This window comes from Oxynema mangrovii CENA135 (assembly GCF_016632315.1).
In the GTDB taxonomy this organism is placed as follows: Bacteria; Cyanobacteriota; Cyanobacteriia; order Cyanobacteriales; family Laspinemataceae; genus Oxynema; species Oxynema aestuarii.
The window spans coordinates 376,507-401,030 of record NZ_JAEOXH010000003.1; the positions used below are offsets into that span (position 1 = coordinate 376,507).

Genomic DNA, 24,524 nt, shown 5'->3' on the forward strand with positions numbered 1-24,524 from the left:
AAGTAGATTTTTCTAATCGAGGAGGAAGTGTAGTCAATGGGACTACCCTGGTACCGCGTACACACAGTCGTCCTGAATGACCCAGGCCGCCTGATTGCCGTACACCTGATGCATACGGCTCTCGTGGCTGGTTGGGCTGGGTCGATGGCACTTTACGAACTCGCCATTTTCGATCCGAGCGATCCCGTATTGAACCCCATGTGGCGACAAGGCATGTTCGTCATGCCGTTCATGGCTCGTCTCGGCGTCACCGACTCTTGGAGAGGCTGGAGCATCACCGGAGAGACCGCCGTCGATCCGGGATTCTGGTCTTTTGAAGGCGTCGCCACTGCCCATATCGTCCTGTCGGGTCTTCTCTTCCTAGCTGCCTGCTGGCACTGGGTTTATTGGGACCTCGAACTGTTCACCGACGCCCGCACGGGTCAACCTGCTTTAGACTTGCCGAAAATGTTCGGCATCCACCTGTTCTTAGCAGGTTTGCTCTGCTTCGGCTTCGGTGCCTTCCACCTGACCGGGCTATTCGGACCGGGCATGTGGATTTCCGACCCCTACGGCTTGACCGGACACGTGGAACCCGTCGCCCCGGAATGGGGACCCGATGGCTTTAACCCCTTCAACCCGGGGGGCATCGTGGCCCACCACATCGCCGCCGGGATTGTCGGGATTATCGCCGGAATCTTCCACTTAACCGTCCGTCCGCCCGAGCGCCTCTATAAAGCCCTGCGGATGGGGAACATCGAAACCGTTCTCTCCAGCAGTATTGCTGCGGTGTTCTTTGCGGCTTTCGTCGTCGCAGGCACCATGTGGTACGGTTCCGCCACCACCCCCATCGAACTGTTCGGCCCGACCCGCTATCAATGGGATGGCGGCTATTTCAAACAAGAAATTCAACGTCGCGTACAAGCCGATCTCGATGCCGGGAAAGACTTGTCCGAGGCGTGGTCGGCTATTCCCGACAAATTGGCGTTTTACGATTACATCGGCAACAGCCCCGCTAAAGGCGGTCTGTTCCGCGTCGGTCCGATGGACCAAGGCGACGGCATCGCCCAAGCTTGGCTCGGCCATCCGGTATTCACCGACAAAGACGGTCGCGAACTCACCGCCCGTCGGATGCCGAACTTCTTTGAAACCTTCCCGGTGTTGTTGACCGATGCCGATGGCATCGTCCGCGCCGACATTCCCTTCCGTCGCGCCGAATCGAAATATAGCTTCGAGCAAACCGGGGTAACGGTCTCCTTCTACGGTGGCGAACTCGACGGCAAAACCTTTACGGATCCCGTCGATGTCAAAACCTACGCCCGGAAAGCGGTTCTCGGCGAACCCTTCGCCTTCGATCGCGAAACCTTAGATTCCGACGGGGTGTTCCGTAGCAGTCCGCGCGGCTGGTTTACCTTCGGTCACGCCTGCTTTGCCCTGTTGTTCTTCTTCGGTCACTTGTGGCACGGTTCGCGCACCATCTTCCGCGACGTGTTTGCCGGGATCGATCCCGACCTGGAAGAGCAAATCGAGTTTGGCGTCTTCCAAAAACTGGGTGATATCACCACCCGGAAACAAGAAGTCTAACGTCATTGAACTCAATCGACTCAATCTGAGGATCGAGGTCTAACAACTGAGAGAGTCCATTCAGACACGAACAGTTTGTTAGACCTTTTTTTCTGTTGCTTGGTAGACTGAGATCAATTGTAAAAATTTGGAACGGATAACATGGAAAGCGTTGCTTACATCTTAATTCTGACTTTAACCATCGGATTGCTCTTCTTCGCGATCGCCTTCCGCGAGCCGCCTCGGATTGGCAAGTAAGCACAAAAGCCAACCTATTTTTTTAGTTCGCTGAGCCACTCTACTCTAGACCTTTCTGTCTTCGGGATCGAAGCCATAGAGTCTAGATGAATTGGCTCAGGTTTTTCCATTGTTACCGATTCTGGTGAGAACAAATCTGTCAACCCCTCTCTGTAGACGGCGATCGAAGGCAATTGGGGCGTGCGGATGCCATTCGGTACTCGTCCTCCGATAGAGTTTTACCCTGAATGTCTCCAGCCTCCCCGCTAAAACTTTCTTCTTTCTGAGAGGAATTCAATCATGCGATGTCCATTTTGCCAGCATACCGAAAGTCGAGTCTTAGAATCGCGATCGGCAGAAGCAGGTCAAAGCGTTCGCCGACGGCGGGAATGTATTCACTGCAAGCGCCGTTTTACCACCTACGAGCGCATTGAATTCGTGCCCGTCGCCGTGATCAAACGCGACGGTCGGCGCGAGTCTTTCGACCGCTCGAAATTGCTACGCGGGATCGTGCGAGCTTGCGAAAAAACCGGGATAGATGCGGCGCAATTGGAGTCTTTAGTCGATGAAATTGAAGCTTACCTTCAACAACAAGTCATCCGCGAAGTCACCAGCAACGAAATCGGCGAATTAGTCTTGTCCCACCTCCAAGAACTCAGCGAAGTCGCTTATATCCGCTTCGCTTCAGTGTATCGAAAATTTCGCGGCATTCGCGATTTTGTCGAAACTCTCAATCACTTGGAACGACAAGCCGCTCGAACTCGCGAGTCCGAGGCGACCCGTGCGGGAGATTCCCGGGAGGTCGAACGCCCCAGTCTCGAATCGGAAGATCGGGGGGCATCTTTGAGACCGTCCTCAGAATCGATCTCGTTGATGAGCCAAACTTAACGCCAAAATCGACGGCTCCCTCGTCGGTGTTCCTCGGTACTCAAAAGCTACTTTTAACCTGGGTCTCGGCATCCTCGGCTATGGTCGAGGGCGATCGCCTCTCCCCCGATTCAAAAAAAACTGCTTTTAACCCAACCATTCTCAAGAAAATCAGATAGAATAGATCCTTGCGTCTAGAACTTCACTTTCGAGTAGTCTCGCGGAAGGAAGTTGCTTTAAGCGGGCAGACCAGAACCAGGAAGCAACATCATGGGTCTATTCGCGGCTCGAAGTTAGCTACCTACAGGTTTGTCCGAGGGTCAGGAGATCGCAACTGGCCATCCGCCAAAGGCAAGAAATGAAACCCATTTCCTGCAAAGGCGCAAAACCTGAAAAGGTTGTTAATTTCTGCTCGTTACCAAGTTGTACGAGTCGTAGCCGTTGTGGTGTTGTCCGCGTAAAGGTCAGGCTATACTAACTTTTACCTAAAGGTTTTTGAGGGCTCCAACCGCTCTTCAACAAAATCTACGACATCCATCAGTAGAACGCCAAAAATAACTACGGAGATCGATCCCAGGAAACAATACGCATGGTCAATCAGAAAACAATTGCTAGAGATGTTGGCTTCACTCACGAAGATTTCGCTGCCCTACTCGACAAATACGACTATCACTTCAGTCCTGGCGATGTCGTGGCCGGGACGGTATTCAGTATAGAACCGAGGGGCGCTCTGATTGACATCGGTGCCAAAACAGCCGCCTACATTCCGATTCAGGAGATGTCAATCAATCGGGTTGACGCTCCCGAAGAAGTTTTGCAGTCGAACGAAACGCGGGAATTCTTCATCCTTACCGATGAGAATGAAGATGGACAGCTCACCTTGAGCATCCGCCGGATTGAATACATGCGGGCGTGGGAGCGCGTCCGTCAGTTGCAGGCGGAAGATGCGACGGTGCGATCGCAAGTCTTTGCGACCAATCGCGGTGGGGCGCTCGTTCGCATTGAAGGGTTGCGCGGTTTTATTCCCGGTTCTCATATCAGCACTCGCAAGCCAAAAGAAGAACTCGTCGGCGAAGAACTGCCTCTGAAGTTCTTGGAAGTGGACGAAGACCGCAACCGTCTGGTCCTCAGCCACCGTCGCGCTCTGGTCGAGCGCAAGATGAACCGCTTGGAAGTCGGCGAAGTGGTCATCGGTACGGTGCGCGGGATCAAACCTTACGGGGCGTTTATCGATATCGGTGGCGTCAGTGGTTTGCTCCACATTTCCGAAATTTCCCACGATCATATCGATACGCCGCATAGCGTGTTCAATGTCAATGACGAACTCAAAGTCATGATTATCGACTTGGATGCGGAACGCGGTCGCATTTCCCTGTCTACCAAGCAGCTCGAACCCGAACCGGGCGATATGGTCAAGAACCCGCAGTTGGTTTACGATAAAGCCGAAGAAATGGCGGCGAAATTCCGCGAGCAAATGATGCAACAGCAGCAGCAAGCGGAACAAGTTACTTCGGACGCGACGGAAGAAGTCGATATTCCTTCGGCGAGCGACGACGACAGCGAAAGCGGCTCCACTGTCGAGGAATAAAAGTATTCTCATAAGAGCGTACAAGCGCGGGGCGATCGCATTCGATCGCCGCGCTCGCTTTGTACCCAGAGGGTAACCCCCTCTTTTTTTATGGGTGTTTTTGTCTTTACGTGTGTAAATACATTTATATCCAAATATGTACTTACAAAATAGGGATACTTTGTAAGTACATACGTTGCAATAAATATCCGAAGATAGGGAGGCAAAACCCTTGATTGACATTGAATGCAGGGGCGTTACCTTCAAAAACGTCGAAGCGATTTTATTTGATAAAGACGGCACCTTAGAAGATTCCGAAGACTTTTTGCGGACGATCGCGATCGCGCGATCGCGCCGGGTAGACGCTCAAATTCCCGGGACGGGGGATCCCCTGTTAATGGCCTTCGGTCTGGTCGATAATCAGGTCGATCCCACCGGGTTGCTCGCCGTCGGTAGCCGCCACGAAAACGAAATTGCCGCCGCCGCCTATGTTGCCGAAACAGGTCGAGGTTGGTTAGAATCGCTGGCGATCGCCCGACAAGCATTTGCAGACGCTGACGAGTTGCTTAAAAACGACAACAAGCATTCCCCCTTGTTTGTCGGGTCGCTCGAAATGCTTCAGATGCTCTCTGACCAGGGCCTCAAACTCGGCATTCTCTCCGCCGATACGACGGAAAGAGTACGAAGTTTTGTAAATCACTATCGACTCGAACCCTACATCCAGGTGCAGATGGGGGTCGATTCCGGACCGAGCAAACCCGATCCGGCCTTGTTTCTCCAAGCCTGCGAAGCGTTGGGCGTTTCAGCCAATGCGACCTTAATGGTGGGGGACTCTCCAGCCGATATTGAAATGGCCAAACGGGCAGGTGCAGCCGGGTGTATCGGTATAAGCTGGCGCCCGAGTTCTCCGGGACGATTGGCCGGGGCAGATGTGGCGATCGCGCAGTTGGATGACATCCACCTACTATAGACCGCTTAGCCCATTTGGAAATTAACTCCCTTCAAAAAAAGGGCTTTTGACCATTTGCCTAGAGGTCTACTCCTGTCCTGAAACTTGCCCTGACGCCCGAACACCTATATGTTGAAGATCGCTCTATCACGCTAGTTTCCTGGGAGGAAAATCGTTGTCTCGTCGATATCTTTTTACTTCTGAATCCGTTACCGAAGGACATCCGGATAAAATCTGCGACCAGATTTCCGATACCATTCTCGACGCCTTGCTTTCGCAAGATTCTAAAAGTCGCGTCGCGGCTGAAGTCGTCGTCAACACGGGTTTAGTTCTGATTACCGGAGAGATCACCTCTCAAGCACAAGTTAACTACGTTAACTTAGCCCGGGAAAAAATTGCTGAAATCGGCTACGTTCATGCAGAAAACGGGTTTTCTGCCGATAGCTGCTCCGTCTTAGTTGCCTTAGACGAACAGTCTGCCGATATCGCTCAAGGGGTAGACCAAGCCCAAGAAAGCCGCGAACTCTCCGACGACGAACTCGACGCGATCGGCGCCGGAGACCAAGGCTTGATGTTCGGTTTCGCCTGTAACGAAACCCCCGAACTGATGCCCTTGACCAGTTCCTTAGCCAACCGCATTTCCTTGCGCTTGAGCGAAGTGCGCAAAAACGGCGAACTGTCTTACTTGCGTCCCGACGGCAAAACTCAGGTCACCGTCCTCTACGAAGATGGCAAACCGATCGCGATCGATACCATCCTAATTTCGACCCAACACACCGCCGCAATTGGCGAGTTGCGCGATAATGCTGCCGTCCAAGAAAAAATCAAACAGGATCTGTGGACTCACGTCGTCCAGCCCAGTTTTGCCAATATCGACGTCAAACCCGACGCCAACACCCGCTTTTTAGTCAATCCCACGGGTAAATTCGTCATCGGCGGACCTCAAGGGGATTCCGGCTTGACGGGTCGCAAAATCATCGTCGATACTTACGGCGGTTACGCCCGTCATGGTGGCGGTGCCTTCTCCGGCAAAGATCCCACCAAAGTCGATCGCAGTGCCGCTTATGCCGCCCGCTACGTGGCCAAAAACATCGTCGCCGCCGGATTGGCCGACAAATGCGAAGTGCAATTGAGTTACGCGATCGGAGTTGCCCGTCCGGTCAGCATTACGATCGAAACTTTCGGCACCAGCAAGGTTGACGAAGACAAACTGCTCGAAGTCGTCAAAGCCAACTTTGAACTGCGTCCGGCGGGGATCATTCAAACGTTTAACTTACAAAACTTGCCTTCCGAACGAGGCGGTCGCTTCTTCCAAAATGTAGCGGCTTACGGTCATTTCGGACGCCCGGATTTAGATTTACCCTGGGAAAGAACGGATAAAGCCGATCTGCTCAAAGAGGCATTGAGTGCGGTTACCGTGGCTCAGTAAGACGACTGATGCTGTCCCACATCGGTGGGGCGATCGCGGTGGTCGCTTGAGATCGTTAAATCGCGCGGGTTTTGAAGTTTCAAGCCCGCGCGATTTTTAGATTTGAGATTGGAGATTTTAGAGACGGTCGATCGAGAAAATATCGAAAAATCTTGTAGGGGTTTGGGAACCAAACCTCTACTGCTCTAGGGTTTGGGAACCAAACCCCTACAGGGGACTTGCCTCTTGCTTTCCGCGAAAGGGGCACCACAGGTAGGAATTAGGGATTTTGACGGTTGATTAGGGTTGAACTCAATAATCTCTAATAACTAATCTCTAATGAAACATTGGCCTGCACCTGTTGTTCGCCGCCGACGACCGGGGTGCTCGACTGGGCCACGGCGGCGCTTTCGCGCAGGATTAGTGGTTGGGGAGTGGGCATACTGGCATTAATTTGGATGTTGACAATTTCGCGACGGGTGAGGTTGAGGGTACTTAAAACTGTATCCGCTTGGGCTTGGGCGTCTTCGGTGGCTTGGCGTAAAGCTTGCTGGCGGGCGGCGGAGATCGCCTCGTCCGTGGCGACAAAGCTAATGCCGTCAATGCGCGTGGCTCCTGCTCGTACCGCTTCATCGAGGAGATTGCCCGCGCGTTCGGTGGCGATGCGGAAACTGACGATATTACTCGCCGAATATCCGCTAATGATTTGTCGGTTGTTGGTATAGTTGTAAATCGGGTTGAGACGAATGCCCGTGGTTTCTAATTTCTCTACATTGCGCGATCGCAGTAACTCCACCACCGCCGACGATCGCCGCGCCACTTCCTGCTGTACTTCTTCTGCGGTTTTGCCCTGGACTTCTACCCCCAAACTGACTTGGGTCAAACTCGTCGGAATCGAAACGATGCCCTGTCCGCTTACGTTGAGGATTCTCAAGCGTTGCTCTTGGGCGATCGCCGGGTCGAGGGCGCCCATCTGAACGATTCCCAATGCTAAGGTTAGAGCAGTAACCTGACTCCAAACATTGAGGCGAGGACGCCATGCTCCAGTCGCTTTCATCGAGATAGATCTCCTCACAAATTCTTCATGGACTGTTTTATTTCAACAGTCTGTCACGGCCAAGGTGGAACCGAGCTGTCAGTTACGGTTTTGGTAACCGAGAGGCCGAAGTATGGAAGGGTGGCAACCGTTTTTAACCCCGAACATTCCACACGAGTAAATCAGCGATCGTGACCCATCCCGATTTCCCGCAATCCGATGCTCGTTCCCCCGGCAACGATCGCCCGCCTCGACGACGGCGGTTTTTGCCGGAGTGGATGCGATCGTTGCCCTTTAGTTTGCCATTTGTCCGCCAAGATCGTACCCGTTCTCGGCGCATTCACGAAAAAATCGGTTATGGCTATTCGATCGCCATTGCGATTGGTTTTGTCGGCTCGATCGCCGGAATGCTCGTAGCCGATTACTATCAAGGTAAAGGGGTCGAGCAGTTTGTCGATGCTCAAGAACAATTTCACTTACTCAGTCATTTTAAAGACCTCGCCGTTACCATCCAATTACAGGGGTCGAGATTTCCCGGGGCGATCGACGATTCCCAACAATTACGGGTCCGTCGCGAAACCTTTTTAAACCAGAGCGATCGCCTCGGGGAGTTAAAAACAGAAATTGAAGACTATTTAAACAGTAACCCGGCATGGCTGGCCGATCGTCCGAGTGCGATCCTCGCCTTACTCTCCGAATATGAAACCCATTTAAACAGCTACGTCGGACAAATCGAAACCAGCTTAAAAGCGGTCGATCCGTTGTCAACGACCTCTACTTCCGTGGAGACGGCGCGATCGCAGTTAATCCGAATCGCCAGTGGGGAACAAGCCGAACAGCTCGATCGCCTCGGCGCCGAGTTGAGCGACCTGTTAGAAATCGCCCGAATTCAACAACAACAAGGGGCGATCGTCATGGAAGACGCCCAAGGGGTAGAAAAATTCATGGTGGTTTTCGGTGCGTTGCTCTCGGTGGCGATCGCCGGAATCATTGCATGGCGGACGACGCGGGCGATCGCCGAACCGATCGTCGGCGTCACCGACATGGCCGAACGAGTCGCCCGCGAGGCGGATTTTAGCCTGCGATCGCCCGTCAACAGCGAATTACAAGAAATCGATTCCCTCGCCACCTCCCTCAATCATTTAATTGCCAATGTCGCCCAACGCACGGAAGAACTGGAAACGGCTAAAGATACGGCAGAAAAAGCCAATCACGCCAAAAGTGCGTTTCTGGCGAATATGAGCCACGAATTGCGAACCCCTTTAAATGCGATCGTCGGCTACAGTGAAATGCTCGAAGAAGACGCTCAAGACTTTGGCTACAGCGATTTAATCCCGGACTTGCAAAAAATTCGGACTGCAGGCAGGCATTTATTAACCTTAATTAATGACATTCTCGATTTATCCAAAATCGAAGCGGGACGGATGGACCTCTATCTCGAACACTTCGAGTTAGATCGGCTGCTCGAAAGTGTCGTAACCACCGTGGAACCGTTAATCGAAAAAAACGGAAATTCTCTCCAATTCGACGGCAATTGTCCGGTAAAAACCATGTATGCCGACGCGACAAAAGTTCGGCAAATTTTATTTAATTTACTCAGTAATGCGGCTAAATTTACCCACAACGGTGAAATTAGCTTGACGGTGACGCGATCGCCTCGGGACAACGGCAAGGATGGCCTGTATTTTCAAGTGAAAGATACGGGCATCGGCATGTCAGAAGAACAGCAAAAAACTGTTTCAACCCTTTACTCAAGGGGATGCCTCGACGACGCGCAAATATGGCGGGACGGGCTTGGGATTGGCCATCAGCCATCATTTTTGCGAGATGATGGGCGGCGCAATTACTCTGAGCAGCCAGTGCGATCGCGGCTCCATTTTTACGGTTTGTCTTCCCGTAGATTGTTCCCAAGAGATCGCCCCTACCCTCAAGGTTTCCCTTTAATGTTGCGAACCCGATCGCGATCGGAAACGGTTAAATGCTCTCACTTGTGGGGCGATCGCGGCGATCGCCTCTGTCCAATTCCTGTCAGGAAACTCTAAAATCGAAAGTAGACTTTAGCTTAATCGGCGGGAAGCCCCGCACTCTACGCGAAGCTGTCGGGATGAAAGCCGAGGCGATGGAGTGGAACGGAGTCGCCATACTCTTTCGCTAATTTCTAGGGAGCATTGCTGTTTCTACTAAGTTGTAATAGCTACATGCTTGTATTGACCTACTCATACCGGATTTACCCAGATCTCGAACAAGAACTCCAGATGCTTAATTGGCTGGAGACTTGCCGCCAGGTCTACAACTATGTGGTCGGGGAGCGCAAGGACTGGATCGACAGTCGGAAGTGCTCGGTCAATGCTTGCAGTCTTCAGAAGGAGTACATCATTCCAGCCGACACCCCCTATCCCGATTACTACCGTCAGAAGAAGGCGTTAACTGAAGCTAAGAAAACCAATCCTGAACTCAAAGCGGTTCATTCTCAGGTGCTTCAGGATGTCATTGGGAGGGTTGATGCTGCTTTCGTCGCATTCCACCAAAAGCGAACTGGGTTTCCTCGGTTCAAGAAATTTGGTCGGATGCGGTCATTTCTGTTTCCGCAGATAAAAGGTGAGGCGATTGATGGCAACAGCATTAAGCTGCCAAAGATCGGGCAGGTGCCTATTAACTTGCATCGCCCCATGCCTGAAGGCTTCGATCTGAAAGCTGTTCGGGTCGTGCGGAAGCATTCAGGCTGGTACGCCATGCTGACGCTAAAAGCTGACGTTGATGTACCCGACATCCCGCCAGAAGGCCATGCCCTGGGGCTGGATGTTGGACTGGAGTATTTTCTATCCACCTCTGATGGCGAGCAGGTTTCTCGTCCTCGTTTCTTCAATAAGCTGCACCGCAAGCTGAAATCGCTGCAACGTAGGCTAAAAGGGAAGCAGAAGGGGTCGAAAAACTGGCTCAAGTTAATCGAGCGGATCGGTCGAGTTCACGAAAACATTGCGAATTACCGTCTGGACTGGCAGTTCAAGCTGGCTCATCATCTCTGCGATCGGGCCGGGATAATATTTGTTGAAGACTTGGACTTCAGGATACTTGCTAAGGGTTTCCTCGGCCAACACATGGTTGATGCTGGCCTGGGTCAGTTCGTCAACATCGTACTGCCGTGGGTGTGCTGGAAACGTGGTGTCTACTACAGCAAGGTCAATCCTAGAGGCACCAGCCAGGAATGCCCTGAGTGTGGGGCTCAAGTCCGCAAGGAATTAAAAGACCGTATTCACCATTGCGGTGAATGCGGTTCCATCAAGCCCAGAGATGTTGCCAGCGCTCAAGTTATTCGCAATCGTGGCCTCTCAGTCGTGGGTCTCACGGCTGATGAAATCGCCTGTGGACGGGTTCTGTCGGGGGCATTGCCTAGACAAGACCGAACGAAGCAGGTAGTCGCTGGAGCGATCCGGTGAAGCCCGCGCTGTACCGTTGGCGAAGCCTGCGCGAAGCGCATAGGTCAGCGTCGGGAGAACGTCACAGGCCAACTCATGAGTAGCGACGAGAGCAAAGCACTCGCCCGGGAATTCAAAACCCAGATCCGCTTACTCGGTGGCGCGATCGCCATCATGTGGATTCTGGAGTTCGTCGATACCATTTTTCTCGGACAAGCCCTCAATCGATACGGCATTCATCCACGAGAAATAAGCGGATTGTGGGGGATTTTGTGGATGCCGTTTTTGCATGGAGGCTTTCCCCATTTAATTGCCAATACCGTTCCTTTTTTAACCCTCGGTTGGTTCGTGATGCTGCAAGACACGGCTGACTTCCTGTTCGTCACCGTCGTCACCACCCTCCTCGGCGGCTTAGGCGTGTGGCTGATTGGCGCCTCGAACTCGGTTCATATCGGGGCGAGTGGTTTGGTTTTCGGTTATTTGGGTTTTTTAATTTCGCGCGGCTTTTTTCAACGCAATTTTATGTCGATCGCCCTGTCATTATTCGTCGGCTTTTTCTATGGGGGCTTAATATGGGGGATTTTGCCGACCCATCCATTTATTTCTTGGGAAGGCCATTTCTGCGGGTTTGTCAGTGGCGCGATCGCCGCTAAAGTGTTGGCTGAAAAGAAATAAGCGATCGCTCTTTTCTACCCCGGATTTTTCAATCTGGATTCTCAAATTTTCACCTTTAAGATCTTGCGAGTCATGCAAAAAGTTCTATTATTTTTATCCATCGATGGCGTCCTCAACGTCACCGACTCCGGGACGCCCCAACTCCTGAGTACCCACATGCCTGCAGGATTGTTGGAAGAATCTTACGAGGGCGCCTATGGCTTTCCCGTATCTCTCGCCCGCAGTTTCCTGCAAGCGGTCGATCGCGCCGAGTGGATCGAAGCGATCTGGTTTTCCGCCCAGTGGTTGGAAAACGCCACGGTGTGGAACGAATGGTCCGCTACCCGCCATTGGCGGATCGGCTACCCGCTTTCCATGCGCCAAATGCGCGGGTTGGTCTCGATCTACCCCAAACTCAACCTGGAACAGTTCGACGGCAAGACCCTCGCCGCGATCTGGCACGCCCACGACGCCTCGCGGGTCGTCTGGATTCAAGAAAGCTTCGACCCGTGCGCGATCGCCTGGGCCGCCAAAGACAGCCGCATTCACTTAATCGACACCCGCCACCCGTCCGATCCGAGTTACAACGGCATTCAACCGTGGAATATCGATGGCATTCTCAGTGCTTTATCCCTGGAATTAGAAGCGCCTCCCTCTCCAGAACCCCCGATCGCCTCTCCCTCGGGGTCTCCACCGGGATAAACTGCGCTTTCGGTCGGTCCGGCGATCCGCCTTCTGCGTCGCGAAGCTAACGGCGCGGATCGCGACAGCACACCCGGAGGATTTCCAGGGTATTCAGAGGTTTTGAGGAGCAATATTATGCAAAGTATGGCGATCGCGCTCGCGATCTCGGCGGGCTTATTTCTGGCTTTACCCCTGGTGCTTTTTTGGGGCTTTCAAATCGTCCCCAGTCCGTTTCCACCGCCGACGCAAGCCAGTCGCGATCTCGGTTCCATCAGGGTTCCCGACGACTTACCCGAACCGATCCGGCGATATTTAGCATCCTGTGCCAGCACGGATCTGCCCCAGGTCGAATCGGCGATGATTTGGGGACGGGCCAAATTTAAACTCGGTTTAATTTATAGCATGTTACGGTTTAAAAGTTTTTACCGTCAGGGAGAATTTTGCCGGGAAATGGAATTAACCTGGTTTGGATTGCCCCTGATGAGGGCCGTGGACTCTTACATCGGCGGCGAAGGAAAGCTACAAGTACGCGGCTTGATGAATCTGTTCCAAACTGGAGAAGAGATCGCCGAAGGGCAGGTGTTGGCGCTATGGGCCGAAGAAGTCGCCATGTTGCCGCCGATGGCGATCGCCCTTCCCGGCGTCCGTTGGGAGGCGATCGACGAGACACATTGTTCCGCTTATTTAGCCTACGGCGATCGCGAAGTGCGTTTGCAACTCGAATTCGACCCGAACACCGCCGCTATCGTGCATATCGAGGCTTTACGCTACCGTCAACCCGGCGAAGATCGCATTCCTTGGGAGATTACTTTATCGGAACTTCGTTCTTTCGGTCCCTTGCGCGTTCCCGCCCGGGCGATCGTGCGCTGGCAAGATGACGATCGCCCCTACTGGATCGGCACCTTGGAAGGGATCGCCTACAATATCGACGTTTCGCCCCAGATTCCACCTGGCGATCGCCGGGTCGATCTCGCTTCGTAAACGCGATCGGCGACGATCGTCGGGGGGGTTTTATCGATTTTGGAGCGATCGTTAGCAACGATCGATTTGCGCTTTTTCTCCCCTTTATAGCCCTTCCTCGAACCCATTTCCCCTTCTCCCCCTATGGCAGCTATGTGGGATAATTCAACCGTACAAATTCCCTCGGGCGATCGCGATGTTTTCCTTTTCCTTACTTCTTTGGGCTGCCATTTTTGTTCTCAGTCTATTTATCCTCGTTCAAGCCTCGGATTATTTTACCGATGCTGCGGAGAGACTGGGAATTTTTCTCGGATTTCACCCATTTATTATCGGCGTTACGATCGTGGCGATCGGAACCTCCCTGCCCGAATTAGCCTCATCGATCGCCGCCGTTTTGCAACAGTCCTCGGAAATCGTTCTCGGTAACGTCGTCGGTTCTAATATTACCAATATTTTTCTGATTGTGGGAGTCGCTTCGGCGATGTCCCGTAAATTTAAAATTACTTATAATTCCCTCAAAGTTGACTTGCAGATTTTTCTATCGTCAGCATTTTTACTCTGTCTCGCTGTCGGCGATCGCGACTTTTCGGCAGGGGATGCCTGGTTATCTTTGGGCGGCTTTGTGATTTATATTCTTTATGCGGTTTTATCGCATCCGAATAGTTTAGAAACCTCCGGGGAATCTTCCGAACGAGACCCAGAAGAAGATACCGCAGAAGACACCGCCAATGGTTTAGAAAAACCCGATCGCTTTCCCGTCAAAAGTTTGGCGATCGCGATCGTCAGCTTAATTTTTATTTGGGGAAGTGCGGAATATACGATCGAATCGGTGACCAAAATTTCGGAATTTCTCCAGATCGGAAAAGAAGTGATTGCGATCGGTGCAGTTGCCTTTGGAACCTCTTTACCCGAACTGATCGTGACCATTGTTGCCACCCGCAAAGGCAATCCAGAAATGGCCGTCGGCAATGTTTTAGGGTCTAATATTTTTAACTGCTTTGCGGTGATGGGTGTGGCGGGGGCGATCGATAATTTAGAAATTGCCCCGGTGATTATTGCCGAAGGATTGCCCGCCATGCTAGCCGGAACGATCTTGTTTTTCCTGACCACACAAAACAAACAATTTAGTCGTTGGGAAGGCTTATTATTTTTTGTTTTTTACGGTTGGTTTATCGGCGAAATCTTTGACGTATTGTAAACGGCGACGTATTGTAAACGGCGATCGCTCTTCCCTCTCAATCCCATCGAACGATATCCCATCGAACGGTACGACTTAACGATTAAAAATGGATCTGAATCCCATGTTTTGCCAGTTCGTCGATGATGTCTTCGATATTGTCCAAATCCAAGGGTTGGCGACGGGACGGACCGCGTAAAAATTCCTTCAGCGTTATCTTTTTATCGCGAAAATCTTTAACGAAATCGCGAATCTGTTCGAGGGATTCGAGTTCGGCTTTAAATTGTTCGAGGGAGGCTTCCACTAAATCCATGCCTTCCCGTTTGGCTTTGCGATATTCTTTGACCATCATCCCTTGAGGAGTGTTGCGGGTTTCGCGAACTTGGTCTTTTAATTGTTCGTATTGCCGTTCGAGAATTTTTAGATCGTGTTCGAGTTGCTTGCACTGGCGATCGCGATCGTTTTGTGAAGTTTCAATTTCTTGCTCGTATTCGCTTTGTTGTTCGATTTCCAACAAGCGGGCAAAATCGCCACTTTTGTAAGCAATATTAACTTCTTTCATGATTTCGGTATAATGCTCTCTTTTTTCCGGATCGGCAATTTTATCCGGGTGAAAGCGATCGGCCAATTTTAGAAACAGTTTTCTCATATCCCGTGAAGGACGAGGGGCATGGTTTTCTTCAAATAGGCAATGACTGCCCCATTCCGGACCGTCTTCGTCGTCGAAACTGTCGTCATTTTCCTCATTCGTATGTTCGCGTTCGGCTTCGGCTTCTTCCTCCCGGGCGAACTCTTCGTCTTCTTCGTCGAAATGGGGACTGATGCGACCTGTAAATTGGAGTATTTCGTAAACTTCTCGAATTTCGAGTTTGGTTTTTTTAGCAAATTTGCGCTTGGTAAAAATATCGTGAAATAATTCGTGAATTTCGAGATCGAGCTGTTGTGCTTGTTCGTAAATCGGTTGACCGTGATAGAGCATCGATCGCGCAATCTCTTGCATCTGTTCGGTTAAGTTTGACAGTTCCGTTCTCTTTCGCTTAATTAAGGTCAGCACCTTTTTTTGTCGTTTTTGTAGGAACTGGAAACGGGCGTCTGGAGAGGTAGACGCCAGGGTGGTTTTCGCGACGGGGCGATCGCGATCGCCTGTTTCTTTTTTCTGCTTTTTCTGTTTTTTAGCCATCATTTCGATTCCCTAGACTCGTTTTTACGATACCGCTAAATTCCCATGGATGGAATGGATAAAAATGGCTATTTTAACGAATCCAGAAATCTTGCGATCGCGGACGTTCGATGGAAAGGGCGAACGCCCGCGATCGCGATCTCGATGGCTGTTTTATTGGGCGATCGTATGAATCCAAATATTCCCCTCGGGACCGCACACCTCATCCATGTATCCGTAGGGATAAAGTAACTTTCGCCCTTCCGTATAACTATATCCCGTCAGGGCGTCGCCCCAAGGATCCTGCACGATGTAACCGCGACTGTTAAAACCGATAATCGTGAGAATATGTCCCGTCGCCGTAAAGTATCCGGCAATCACCACCGGACGGCGGTTAATCAGCTCGTTTTTGACGTCGGACCAGCGCGCCGTCGTCACGAATTGATGCTTGAATCCATAAGCGCGAATCAGCGCCGAAAGCACGCTGTGATTGGTTTGCGAGCCTTCTCCGGCATAGTTGAAACACCACTGTAATAACTCGTCTTCAAGCTGTCCGCCCCACTTCGATCGCACGCCGTAGTAATAAAACACCATGGCGATCGAGGTCACATTACAAGTAGACCAATAGTAACGCGGGTTATCCCGTTGGGAGAAATAGGGGACGTTGAGCTCGATCCGATCCGGAAGCGGATCGAACGCCCGACTCCCGCGACGCATCAACACGTGAGGCGGATAAATATATCCCGTATTGCCGAATTGCGGAAACTCTTCCGTCAGCGAGACCTTCAGGTGATTGTCTTCGATCGCGTAACTCGCCACCCCGTAAACTCGCCCCAGATTGAGAGTAGTTTTCTCCGTCGGACCGAGGTTCGCCGCCGAAATCGGGCGCTTTTTAAATGCCGTCGTCTCGCGAATCGTAATCGTCAGCGCGTCCGGTTCGTAGGGAATGACATCGTTATTCTTCTTAATTTGGACGTGCTGCCAGTAAATATAACCGACATTGCCAAAACCGGGAATCGAGTTGGTCAGAGTGACGCGAAAATGCCCTTCAGTACAGGCATATCCGGTAATTCCGTAAGTCGTTCCTAATTTTAAATCGGCTTTTTGACTGGCATTGAGCATCGACGAATCCACCGGACGGGCTTTAATAAAAGTGGTTCGGGTGACCAACATTTTCGCCGTCAAGTTGGTATCCGGAACGTCCTCGATGTCGAAGCGCAGGACTTTTTCCCCTTTGGTCAGTTCGACATGACCTTCGTAAAAGTAACCGAACGACCCCACGGGATTGACGGCGGGATCGAGGTTCACTTTCAGGTGTCCGTCTACCAGTCCGTATCGACTGACGGTAAAGGTGGTTCCCCCTTTGACCATTACTTTTTGGTCGTCCGCCAGTTGTTGGGAATCGAAGGGGGCGACTTTAAACCAAGTGTCTTGTTCGACGCGCAAGCGCAGGGGTTCGCCGACAGTGGTCGCTTGGGTACTGACGGTGATGTAGATGATTTCCGAGGAAACGAGTTGGTTGTTGCTATCGGCGCCGCGCAAGCGCAACCAGCGCAGTCCGGCGGTGGTAAAGCCGTTGCTGAGTACGACCCGCCAGGTTCCGGCGTCGCGATCGAGTTCGACTTTGAGGGGATATTTGTCTTCGGCGACGACGGCGATCGCGCTAATGCTTTGCGGGTCGAAGTTTCCGGTTAAGGTAACCGCTTGTTTGACCAGAACTTCTTTCGGTCCGGTATAGGTCAACGGGTCTTCCGGGGAGGGGGTGCGATCGCCGACCGCCGATAGGGGCGTTTCCCCGCGTAACAAGCGCACGAAATCGGCATAAAGATAGCCCGTATTGCCGAAACCGGGTAAATTTTCACTCAGCGATACTTTCAGATGGCCCGCTTCCGAGGAATAGGCGACGACCCCATACACCGAACCGATGGGAAGAGTGTATCGATCCGCCTCACTTAAGGTACTCGAATCGACGGGGCGTTTTTTAATCACCGTGGTTTTGAGAATGCTTAAATTCGTTGCATTGGGATTGTATTCGATCCATTCGCCGTCTTTTTTGAGTTTGACGTGATCTTTATAGACGTAGCCAATTTGTCCGAATCCCGGGATCGGGTCGCGCAACATGATGCGAAAGTGGTTGGCGAAGGATGTATGACCGTAGGTTAAAAAGGTTTGTCCTTGGAGGAGTTCGGCTTGTTGGTGGGCGCTCAGTTGGCTCGAATTTTCCGGTTTGGTTTTAATTTTAGTGGTTTGGGCGACCCACAACTGACAGAATCCCGGCGGCGGGTCGGGAACGTTATCGACGGTAACGCGCTGGGTTTGTTCGGCTTTGACGAGTTGAACGTGAGGTTTGTAGAAGTATCCAAACCGTCCGAGGGGTTCGACATCGGTATTGAGTTCGATTTTGACACGATCGCCTTCCACGCTATAGCGACTGACCCCGAAAGACCGACCTTTGGGGATTTGGGCTTTGTGGCGATCGCTCAAGGTCGTCGAAGGCGCCGGAGTCGCTTTAAAAAAGGTATCGTGCAGCACTTCTAAAGAGAGAGAGTCCGCCACCGTCATCGGTTGTTCGCTGACGGTGATGTAGGCTTGTTGGTTGTCGAGTTCGCGACCGCTACTATCCATCGCCTTGAGGCGCAACCAGCGAATCCCCGGCGCGGTCAAACCGTTAGGTAAATTGACCTGCCAGCGACCCTCACTCCGGTTGAGTTCGACGCTGAGGGGATATTTATCTTCGGCGACGACGGATACCGTGGCAACTTTTGCCGGGTCGAAGGTTCCTTTGAGAACGGTGGCTGTTCTGAGTAAGACTTCTTTGGGTTCGAGATAAGTCAGGATGCTGGACACGAATACTGCTCCTTTGACGAGGGATGGAATAGATGCTGCGATCGTCAGCTCGGAAAATCGGGGTGAATCGATCCCATTTTAGAGTTTAGATTTTCAATTTTTTTAGAAGTCAGGGACGGGCGATCGGACTTGAGTCTCCCAATTTTATCGTTTCGGTGGGGCGATCGTGACGCCGTCTTTGCGAGAGCGCGCCCGTAAATGAGAGCAATAGTGGCAGGTTGAAAAGATAGAGGCTAAGATAGGCTCGCTAAAGTGACTCAGGCCAATAGATTATCTTATAGATTATTTTTCTGTTGTCACATTTAACGAGTTTTTGTCAAAACACACTCGAACAAAACAGGGGAACAGATGAAAAAACTTACCACCGTAGCTTTGCTATCTCTATTACTAACAACCGCTTGCGGTCAAAATGAGCCACCACAACCCCCGGTCTCCGAACAACCACAAGTCTCGGAAAACTTTGAAACGTTTCTCGAATGGTGTCGCAACAAAAAAAGCTTGAGCGACAGTGCTAAACATACGGTCAACATACTCTTACAAGAAGCTGCAACCGAGGAGTGCGATCGCGCTTCCGAGTACCTGGCTAACCAAAGCTCGATAAGTCTCGTGAATCGGGACATCGTTAACCTGGCCCCGTTAGCCAGTTTGACTCATCTCAACGAGCTAAGTTTACAAGGCAATTCACTTCAAAATGTAGCCCTCTTAGCTAATTTGACTAATTTACAATCTCTTCACCTCGGAGATAATCGAATTGCAGATCTCGCCCCCTTAGCGAATCTAAGCAATCTGAAAATCCTCAATCTCTTTAACAACCAAATTACAGAGATTTCCCCCTTAGCCAAGCTCACCCAACTCGAAGAGCTTATCTTAGGCGGACATGGTGATTTCGCACAATTTCCAACCAATGAAATTGAAGACCTTTCCCCATTAGCCAGTCTCACTGAACTACGAACTCTTAATCTTGAAGGGAATCAACTTCAAACTCAAGATCTTATTCCCTTAGCCAATTTGACTGGTTTAGAATCTCTTGTTCTCTATAACAATAAAATTGAAAATTTCAGCCCCCTAGCCAACCTTACAGGATTGAAAGAGCTTAACCTCGATGAAAATAAAATTAAAGCTCTTCTTACCTTACCCAATTTAACTGGTTTAGAATCCCTAGGGCTTAATGGAAATGACATTAAAAATTTGGAGTCGTTGTCGAGTTTAACTCAACTAAAAATCCTTCGGCTTGCAGACAACAGAATTCAAGATATTTCTCCATTAGCAACCCTAACTCAACTCAAATTTCTGGCCTTAAGCGGTAGGAAAAACTGGTTTTCTCTATCTAGTCGCAATCAAATTAAAGATATTACGCCCTTAGCAAATTTGACCGAGCTAGAACAGCTAGTTCTCAATAGCACGAATATTGAAGATATTCAACCCTTAGAAAACCTGACCAATCTGACCCACCTTTATCTCAATAACAATAAAATTGTCGATGTTAGACCCTTAGCTAAGTTGAGCGATCTGATAGAGTTAAGAATTTATAATAATCAAATTATTGATGTATCGCCACTGGCTAATTTGACCCGTTTGGGAAGGATTTATCTCGGTAAAAATAAAATTATTGATGTTAGACCCTTAGCTAAATTGAGCGATCTGACATACCTCGGACTCAATAACAATAAAGTTGTTGATATTTCGCCACTAGCAAGTCTGACAGGTTTGCAAGCACTCCAGCTCAATGACAATCAAATTGTAGATATCTCGCCGTTAGTAAGTCTGACAAATTTGGTATCTCTCGAACTAAATAACAATGAAATTGTAGAGATCCCGGCATTAGAAAATATGACGAGTTTGAGTTCCTTTTATCTTAAAGGTAACCCAGTGAAGAATCCTGTATGTCCTTCGATCCCCCGCTTAACAGACTGTCAATTATGAATTGGATATTTGTAGAGTGGGCAAGTTTTGCCCACCCTACAAATATTAAAAATAACTGAAAAACACAGGTAAAACCATGAAAAAAGAACTTACTGCCGTTGCTTTACTGTCGCTATTACTAACAAGCGCTTGCACTCAAAATGAGCCACCACAACCCCCGGTCTCCGAACAACCACAAGTCTCGGAAAACTTTGAAACTTTTCTCGAATGGTGTCGCAATCAAGAAAGCTTGAGTGACAGTGCTAAACATACGGTTAACGTCCTATTAGAAATAGCCGAAACTCAGGAGTGCGATCGCGCTTTGGAGAACCTTAAAAAACAGGAATATCTGAGTTTTACAGGTGAAGAAATTGTCAATTTAGCCCCATTAACAAGTCTGACCCATTTGACGGGATTAAGTCTGAAGATTAATCAAATTGAAGACGTTAGCCAATTAGTCAATTTGACTAATTTAACGTGGCTTGAACTCGATAGTAACAAAATCAAAGATATTGCACCATTAGCTAATCTGACTAATTTACGCAGACTTCGACTTTCAGAAAATCAAATCAAAGATATTGCACCATTAGCTAATTTGACTAATTTGACCAGCCTCGGTCTTTCAAGTAGAGATATAGGTGAGGGCAGTCAAATTAAAGATATTACTCTATTGGCTAATCTTAAAAACTTAGAATATCTTGCCGTCAATAACAATTCAATTAAAAATATTGAGCCATTAGCCAATCTAACCAACCTAAGACAGCTTTACCTTAATAGAAATCAAATTCAGGATCTCTCGCCATTAGCCAAGTTAAAGCAATTAAAATCGCTTCAACTTTATGGAAATCAAATTAAAGATATCAGCCCATTAGCTAATCTGACCAAAGTTACACAGCTTTACCTCAGTGACAATCAAATTGAAGAAGTCGCTGATTTAGAGAATATGACCGAGTTATACGAACTTCAACTCAATAACAATCAAATTAAAGATATCAGCGCATTAGCTAATATGAGCAACTTAGGGTCGCTTCGTCTCAATAATAATCAAATTGAAGATATATCGGCGTTGGCGAATTTGACCCAACTTACCTTAATCGAACTCCACGAGAATCAAATTAAAGATATTTCGCCGCTAGCCAGCCTAACCGAATTCAGCAGTCTAAATATTTCTAATAACCAAGTTCAAGATATAACTCCGTTAAAGGATCTGAGTAAGTTACAAACTCTGGATCTTGATAGTAATCAAATTGCCAATATTTCGTCTGTAGCTAACTTGGCAAACTTGACTTGGCTTGATTTTGGTTTTAATAAAATTCAAGATATTACTGCATTAGCCAGTTTAACGAATTTAGACTCCCTTTACCTCAGTAACAATCAAATTGTAGATATTTCACCATTGGGTACTCTCACGAGTTTGGAGTCAGTGCGACTCGACAATAATCAAATTGTGGACATTTCACCATTGGGTACTCTCACGAGTTTGGAGTCAGTGCGACTCGACAATAATCAAATTGTGGACATTTCACCATTAGCGAGCCTGACGAATTTAAAACATCTTTGGCTACAGAACAATCAAATTGTAGATGTCTCGCCACTGGCTGAGGTTCATGAAGACATGGATAATCTTATTATTGAGGACAATCCGATCGATCGCCGTATTTGTTTGACGAGTTTAAAAGATTTAGGGCGTTGCCTGTGAAGCTAGTAGGGTAGGGTGGGCAAAACTTGCCCACCCTACGAATATTGAAATAAGATCGCTGAAAAAAAATAGAAAAATCATGAAACAATAAGTTACTGCTGTTTTTTGTGGTTCCTATTACTAACAACCGCTTGCGGTCAACATGACCCACCGCAACCGCCAGTCTCCTAACAACCACAAATCTCGGAAAACTTTGAAACGTTTCTCGAATGGTGTCGCAACAAAGAAAGCTTGAGCGACAGTGCCGAACATACGGTTAACATCCTATTAGAAATAGCCAAAACTCGGGACGGGCGATCGCGCGCGACCTCACACAGATAACACGTATCAGTTTCAGGCGGTATCCTAACGGAGGCGATCGCCTGTTTTCACGTCAAACCAATGGATGGAGTCCGGGGGGATCGCTAATTTCACCGCATCGCCTCCCCACTCTACATCTGCCGATAACAACGCCCGAACCGTGGTAGATTCGTTATTCTCGCCCGTCACTCTCACACTCAGCAGATTTTGCATTCCCAAATTTTCGACTAAAAAGACCCGTCCGTGCACGATGAGGCGATCGCCCTCTTGAGGAAGTCTCACGTGTTCCGGACGAATTCCCATGACGATTTCGGGTGGCGTCGATAACCCTTCCGGTAAAGGAATGTGGAGATCGCCTAAAATTGCATGATTTCCCTGACAATTTAAGGTCAGTAAATTCATCTGGGGACTACCGACAAATCCCGCCACAAATTGATTCGCGGGATGGGTGTAAATCCGTTGCGGAGGGTCGAGTTGTTGGACGTTTCCTTCGTAAAGGACGGCGACTTTACTCGAAAGGGTCATCGCCTCTACTTGGTCGTGAGTCACGTAGACCACCGGGGCTTTTTGTTGTTCAAATAATTGTTTAATTTCAGCGCGCACTCGTTCGCGCAACAGCGCATCTAAATTACTTAACGGTTCGTCTAATAAAAACACCTCCGGCTGTCGGACTAAGGCGCGACCCAAAGCCACTCGCTGTCTTTGTCCGCCGGAGAGTTGCCCGGGTTTGCGATTCATTAAATCCCAGTTTAAATCTAACAAGCGGCTGGCTTCTTCAACCCGTTTTCTAATTTCTTGGGTCGGAATTTTACGCAGTTTCAACCCCGAGGCCATATTTTCATAAACGGTCATGTGGGGATAAAGGGCGTAACTTTGAAATACCATCGAAATATCACGATCGCCCGGTTTTAAATGGGTCACGTCGCGATCGCCGATTAAGATTTGACCTCGGGTGGGTTGTTCCAATCCGGCAATTAATCTTAAGGTGGTCGATTTACCGCAGCCCGACGGTCCGAGTAAGGTTAAAAATTCGTCATCGTTGACTTCCAGGCTGATATTTTTAACGGGAATCGTTTTGGGATTGTACGTTTTATTGAGTTGTTTAATCTCTAGTTTAGCCATGTTGTCAACTCCTGCTCTTTTTTCCTGCTATTTTTGAATACAAGATCGACGCTGTCGGCGGGCGACTCTACACAATCTGAAACTTAAGTTCCAAAATCATTGAGGATTGCTATATCTTTCTCTATCCTTTAACTGCCCCCGCCGTTAACCCTTGTACGATTTTACGCTGGAAAAATAACACCAATAAAATCAACGGCAACGTCCCGAGAATTGTGGCGGCGGCTAGGGCGCCGTAAGGGGTATCGAATTGAGAAGCCCCGCTTAATTGGGCGGCGGCGACGGGAATCGTTTTCATGGTTTCTTTAGTGATAAAAGTCAAAGCAAAAAGAAACTCATTCCAAGAAAAAATAAAGGTTAAAATTCCCGTGGTCACCATGGCAGGCAACGTAAGCGGTAAAACAATTCGAGTTAACATCTGCCAAGTATTGTAACCGTCTACTTTGGCGACATCTTCTAAATCTTTAGGGAGTTGCTGAAAGAAGCTGCGCATGACCAAAATCGTCAAGGGTAAATTAATCGCAGTGTAGGGAATAATTAAAGCTAAATAGTTATTCGCCAATCCCACCCATTTGATGACTTCCAACAAGCCTAAAAAGAGCAGAATGTAGGGAAACAGGGTGACGATTAAAACTCCTGCTAAAATGATTTTTTCTCCCACTATTTTCAATCGCGCTAAGGCATAAGCGGCGGGAGAACCGATCGCCAAACACAATACAGTGGAAACGATCGAGACCAAAGCACTGTTTAAAATATAGGCAAAGAACGGACGGCGCACGAACAATTCCGTATAATGCTGAACGGTGATTTTGGAGGGAATATAAACATTGGGAATAGTTTCGATTTCTGGGTTGACTTTAAAAGAAGTCAGCAGTTGCCATAAAACAGGTGCTAAGGTAAAAACAACGATGGCCGTTACGACAATCGGGATGACGAGCGATCGCCAGGAAAAAGCGATCGATTTGTTTTGATTTGAGCTGGATTTTGTTGCCATAGTTCAC

General features: G+C 49.4%; 19 protein-coding genes and 1 pseudogene. 15 read left to right on the plus strand and 5 right to left on the minus strand.

Going from position 1 to position 24,524, the window contains the following annotated elements:
• Nucleotides 1-36: 36 nt before the first annotated feature.
• The 6 genes from psbB to metK all read left to right on the plus strand — a co-directional run bounded on the left by psbB (nucleotide 37) and on the right by metK (nucleotide 6,591).
• A complete protein-coding gene (gene psbB / locus JJD41_RS21280) occupies nucleotides 37-1,563 on the plus strand; it encodes a photosystem II chlorophyll-binding protein CP47 (protein WP_200669502.1) in 1,527 nt (508 codons plus the stop codon).
• 141 nt (nucleotides 1,564-1,704) lie between these two features.
• Nucleotides 1,705-1,800, plus strand: coding sequence for a photosystem II reaction center protein T (locus JJD41_RS21285; RefSeq protein WP_168567672.1), 96 nt, complete (start codon nucleotides 1,705-1,707; stop codon nucleotides 1,798-1,800).
• 279 nt (nucleotides 1,801-2,079) lie between these two features.
• Complete coding sequence (gene nrdR / locus JJD41_RS21290) at nucleotides 2,080-2,667, plus strand: transcriptional regulator NrdR (protein ID WP_200669503.1); 588 nt, start codon at nucleotides 2,080-2,082, stop codon at nucleotides 2,665-2,667.
• Nucleotides 2,668-3,235: 568 nt separating this feature from the next.
• Entirely contained in the window at nucleotides 3,236-4,234 is a 999-nt protein-coding gene (locus JJD41_RS21295; RefSeq protein ID WP_234489044.1) for a 30S ribosomal protein S1, read from the plus strand.
• Between the two features lie 211 nt (nucleotides 4,235-4,445).
• Nucleotides 4,446-5,183: an HAD family hydrolase gene (locus JJD41_RS21300; RefSeq protein ID WP_200669504.1), complete on the plus strand. Its 738-nt coding sequence runs from the start codon at nucleotides 4,446-4,448 to the stop codon at nucleotides 5,181-5,183.
• Nucleotides 5,184-5,337: 154 nt separating this feature from the next.
• A complete protein-coding gene (gene metK, locus JJD41_RS21305) occupies nucleotides 5,338-6,591 on the plus strand; it encodes a methionine adenosyltransferase (RefSeq protein ID WP_200669505.1) in 1,254 nt (417 codons plus the stop codon).
• Between the two features lie 301 nt (nucleotides 6,592-6,892).
• Here the strand turns inward: metK and JJD41_RS21310 are convergent, their stop codons facing one another.
• Entirely contained in the window at nucleotides 6,893-7,627 is a 735-nt protein-coding gene (locus tag JJD41_RS21310) for an SIMPL domain-containing protein (protein WP_200669506.1), read from the minus strand.
• A 1,148-nt stretch (nucleotides 7,628-8,775) separates the two neighbouring features.
• Here JJD41_RS21310 and JJD41_RS25070 point away from each other — a divergent pair.
• From JJD41_RS25070 to JJD41_RS21345, 7 genes and pseudogenes are all read left to right on the plus strand, one after another.
• Nucleotides 8,776-9,550 (plus strand): annotated as a pseudogene (locus tag JJD41_RS25070) (sensor histidine kinase); the annotation flags it as partial.
• Nucleotides 9,551-9,584: 34 nt separating this feature from the next.
• On the plus strand, nucleotides 9,585-9,761 hold the full coding sequence (locus JJD41_RS21320; RefSeq protein WP_200669507.1) for a hypothetical protein: 177 nt from the start codon (nucleotides 9,585-9,587) through the stop codon (nucleotides 9,759-9,761).
• Nucleotides 9,762-9,804: 43 nt separating this feature from the next.
• Complete coding sequence (locus tag JJD41_RS21325; protein WP_200669508.1) at nucleotides 9,805-11,043, plus strand: RNA-guided endonuclease InsQ/TnpB family protein; 1,239 nt, start codon at nucleotides 9,805-9,807, stop codon at nucleotides 11,041-11,043.
• A 75-nt stretch (nucleotides 11,044-11,118) separates the two neighbouring features.
• On the plus strand, nucleotides 11,119-11,697 hold the full coding sequence (locus tag JJD41_RS21330) for a rhomboid family intramembrane serine protease (protein ID WP_200669509.1): 579 nt from the start codon (nucleotides 11,119-11,121) through the stop codon (nucleotides 11,695-11,697).
• A gap of 72 nt (nucleotides 11,698-11,769) precedes the next feature.
• A complete protein-coding gene (locus tag JJD41_RS21335) occupies nucleotides 11,770-12,378 on the plus strand; it encodes a hypothetical protein (protein WP_200669510.1) in 609 nt (202 codons plus the stop codon).
• Between the two features lie 102 nt (nucleotides 12,379-12,480).
• The gene (locus JJD41_RS21340; RefSeq protein WP_234489045.1) at nucleotides 12,481-13,341 is read left to right on the plus strand and encodes a DUF6544 family protein; all 861 of its coding nucleotides are present in this window, start codon (nucleotides 12,481-12,483) and stop codon (nucleotides 13,339-13,341) included.
• Between the two features lie 175 nt (nucleotides 13,342-13,516).
• Nucleotides 13,517-14,518: a calcium/sodium antiporter gene (locus JJD41_RS21345; RefSeq protein WP_200669512.1), complete on the plus strand. Its 1,002-nt coding sequence runs from the start codon at nucleotides 13,517-13,519 to the stop codon at nucleotides 14,516-14,518.
• An 82-nt stretch (nucleotides 14,519-14,600) separates the two neighbouring features.
• On the opposite strand, the gene JJD41_RS21350 is transcribed toward JJD41_RS21345, so the two are convergent.
• Nucleotides 14,601-15,680, minus strand: a complete 1,080-nt coding sequence (locus JJD41_RS21350) for a J domain-containing protein (protein ID WP_234489046.1) — start codon at nucleotides 15,678-15,680, stop codon at nucleotides 14,601-14,603.
• 150 nt (nucleotides 15,681-15,830) lie between these two features.
• Complete coding sequence (locus JJD41_RS21355) at nucleotides 15,831-18,218, minus strand: C39 family peptidase (RefSeq protein ID WP_234489110.1); 2,388 nt, start codon at nucleotides 18,216-18,218, stop codon at nucleotides 15,831-15,833.
• Between the two features lie 633 nt (nucleotides 18,219-18,851).
• Here JJD41_RS21355 and JJD41_RS21360 point away from each other — a divergent pair.
• Both JJD41_RS21360 and JJD41_RS21365 read left to right on the plus strand, forming a co-directional pair.
• Entirely contained in the window at nucleotides 18,852-20,426 is a 1,575-nt protein-coding gene (locus JJD41_RS21360; protein ID WP_200669515.1) for a leucine-rich repeat domain-containing protein, read from the plus strand.
• Nucleotides 20,427-20,502: 76 nt separating this feature from the next.
• A complete protein-coding gene (locus tag JJD41_RS21365; RefSeq protein ID WP_200669516.1) occupies nucleotides 20,503-22,104 on the plus strand; it encodes a leucine-rich repeat domain-containing protein in 1,602 nt (533 codons plus the stop codon).
• 345 nt (nucleotides 22,105-22,449) lie between these two features.
• Here JJD41_RS21365 and JJD41_RS21370 read toward each other — a convergent pair whose 3' ends face one another.
• Nucleotides 22,450-23,526, minus strand: a complete 1,077-nt coding sequence (locus JJD41_RS21370; RefSeq protein WP_200669517.1) for an ABC transporter ATP-binding protein — start codon at nucleotides 23,524-23,526, stop codon at nucleotides 22,450-22,452.
• Between the two features lie 121 nt (nucleotides 23,527-23,647).
• Nucleotides 23,648-24,517: a carbohydrate ABC transporter permease gene (locus JJD41_RS21375; protein WP_200669518.1), complete on the minus strand. Its 870-nt coding sequence runs from the start codon at nucleotides 24,515-24,517 to the stop codon at nucleotides 23,648-23,650.
• Nucleotides 24,518-24,524 lie beyond the last annotated feature (7 nt).

What these genes read in the sequence shown, in the direction of transcription:
- psbB (WP_200669502.1), top strand. Translation starts at nt 37, where the DNA reads ATGGGACTACCCTGGTACCGCGTACACACAGTCGTCCTGAATGACCCA.
- JJD41_RS21285 (WP_168567672.1), top strand. Translation starts at nt 1,705, where the DNA reads ATGGAAAGCGTTGCTTACATCTTAATTCTGACTTTAACCATCGGATTG.
- nrdR (WP_200669503.1), top strand. Translation starts at nt 2,080, where the DNA reads ATGCGATGTCCATTTTGCCAGCATACCGAAAGTCGAGTCTTAGAATCG.
- JJD41_RS21295 (WP_234489044.1), top strand. Translation starts at nt 3,236, where the DNA reads ATGGTCAATCAGAAAACAATTGCTAGAGATGTTGGCTTCACTCACGAA.
- JJD41_RS21310 (WP_200669506.1), bottom strand. Translation starts at nt 7,627, where the DNA reads ATGAAAGCGACTGGAGCATGGCGTCCTCGCCTCAATGTTTGGAGTCAG.
- JJD41_RS21320 (WP_200669507.1), top strand. Translation starts at nt 9,585, where the DNA reads ATGCTCTCACTTGTGGGGCGATCGCGGCGATCGCCTCTGTCCAATTCC.
- JJD41_RS21325 (WP_200669508.1), top strand. Translation starts at nt 9,805, where the DNA reads ATGCTTGTATTGACCTACTCATACCGGATTTACCCAGATCTCGAACAA.
- JJD41_RS21330 (WP_200669509.1), top strand. Translation starts at nt 11,119, where the DNA reads ATGAGTAGCGACGAGAGCAAAGCACTCGCCCGGGAATTCAAAACCCAG.
- JJD41_RS21335 (WP_200669510.1), top strand. Translation starts at nt 11,770, where the DNA reads ATGCAAAAAGTTCTATTATTTTTATCCATCGATGGCGTCCTCAACGTC.
- JJD41_RS21345 (WP_200669512.1), top strand. Translation starts at nt 13,517, where the DNA reads ATGTTTTCCTTTTCCTTACTTCTTTGGGCTGCCATTTTTGTTCTCAGT.
- JJD41_RS21350 (WP_234489046.1), bottom strand. Translation starts at nt 15,680, where the DNA reads ATGATGGCTAAAAAACAGAAAAAGCAGAAAAAAGAAACAGGCGATCGC.
- JJD41_RS21355 (WP_234489110.1), bottom strand. Translation starts at nt 18,218, where the DNA reads ATGACGGTGGCGGACTCTCTCTCTTTAGAAGTGCTGCACGATACCTTT.
- JJD41_RS21360 (WP_200669515.1), top strand. Translation starts at nt 18,852, where the DNA reads ATGAAAAAACTTACCACCGTAGCTTTGCTATCTCTATTACTAACAACC.
- JJD41_RS21365 (WP_200669516.1), top strand. Translation starts at nt 20,503, where the DNA reads ATGAAAAAAGAACTTACTGCCGTTGCTTTACTGTCGCTATTACTAACA.
- JJD41_RS21370 (WP_200669517.1), bottom strand. Translation starts at nt 23,526, where the DNA reads ATGGCTAAACTAGAGATTAAACAACTCAATAAAACGTACAATCCCAAA.
- JJD41_RS21375 (WP_200669518.1), bottom strand. Translation starts at nt 24,517, where the DNA reads ATGGCAACAAAATCCAGCTCAAATCAAAACAAATCGATCGCTTTTTCC.